General features: G+C 32.4%; 1 protein-coding gene. It reads left to right on the forward strand.

Annotation, left to right across the window (positions count from 1 at the left end; genetic code table 11):
- Positions 1-163: 163 nt before the first annotated feature.
- Positions 164-1,411 (forward strand): ISL3 family transposase, encoded by a 1,248-nt coding sequence (locus QT974_RS34345; protein WP_333472813.1) that lies wholly within the window; start codon positions 164-166, stop codon positions 1,409-1,411.
- The last annotated feature ends 26 nt before the right edge of the window (positions 1,412-1,437 follow it).

A 1,437-nucleotide genomic window follows, 5' to 3' on the forward strand; every position in this document is an offset into this window, starting at 1 on the left:
GGTTCTTCCTTACTTACTATGCTAAATCAATAGTTAAAGCCGTTAAATCAACTTAATAAATATGTCAAAATGTAAACAAAGTCCTTGTCAGGCTTGACATTTCAGCTAATTTGATTGTTAACTATAAAATAGTTACAAGAGTTTTTGGGAGCGAATTATAGTCATGACCACAAAAAAGGGTACTAAAGTTCTAACAGAGCTACTGAATATACAAGGAATTAAAGTAACTCAAATGACTCAAGTACCGTCCATGGGAATAATCTTACAAGTTGAGTCAATCCATAAAGAAAGTCATTGTCATAGATGCGGGACAAAAAGTAATAGATTACATCAAAACCATCGATACTTAGTAAAAGATTTATCGTGGGGAGAAAAGCTAGTATTTTTAGAAATAAACAGACGACAATTTAAATGTCAAAAATGTGGCAAACCATTTAGCGAGAAATTGGACTTTGTAAATAACCGAAGAACTTATACAAAACGACTAGCAGATACAATTATTAAGTCTGTCTTGTCAAGTGATATCAATAATGTAGCAAAACAAGGAGTAGTAACAACAGAAGAAATAGAAAGAATGTTGTCAGATGCCTCACCAGAATTATCGTCGAAACCATCAGGCTTAAAAAAGCTAGGAATTGATGAAATAGCGTTAACTAAAGGTCAAGGAAATTACTGTGCGGTATTAATAGATTTATCAACATCTAAATTAATTACGATTATCAAGGGAAGAAAACAAGAAGAAATCGAACCAGTCCTTAATTCATGGGGCTTAGAGGTTTTAGAACAAATAGAAGAAGTAAGTATAGATTTATGGAAAGGTTACAAAACCTTAGTAGAAAAACTCATGCCAAATGCTCAAGTAGTAGCGGACAGATTTCATGTAATGGTACAAGTCAATAATGAGTTAGATCGAGAAAGAAAGCGTGAAAGAAGGGAAATAGTAGATTTAAGTAATAAATCTAAATCACCTCAAAAAATAGCAGAATATAAAGAGATATTAGACGGATTGAATGACAGCAAATATGCGTTACTAAAGAATGAAGAGAGTTTAAAAGAAAAGCAAAAAAGCCAATTAATGTCAGTTAAAAAAGTGTGTCCTCGGCTAGCAATAATGCATAAATTAAAAGAAAAGTTCCGACAAATATTTGAAAACAGAAAAACTAATTGGTTGAGGGCATTATTGAGAATTGGGATCTGGCAGCACAGAGCAAAAAAATATTTTAGTTCCACTGTAAATACTATCACCAATTGGCTTGATGAAATAATTGCTTACTTTGATAATAGGACAACAAGTGGTGCAGTTGAGGGTGTAAATAACAAGCTTAAGTTAATAAAACGTTCGGCGTATGGCTTTAGGAATTTTGAAAATTACAAAAATAGATGTTTGCTTACTTGGCATTTTAACTGTTAGTTTAGCATACCAAGTAAGGAAGAACC

It is taken from the genome of Microcoleus sp. BM001215392, assembly GCF_036700185.1.
GTDB lineage: Bacteria > Cyanobacteriota > Cyanobacteriia > Cyanobacteriales > Microcoleaceae > Microcoleus.

What these genes read in the sequence shown, in the direction of transcription:
- QT974_RS34345 (WP_333472813.1), top strand. Translation starts at nt 164, where the DNA reads ATGACCACAAAAAAGGGTACTAAAGTTCTAACAGAGCTACTGAATATA.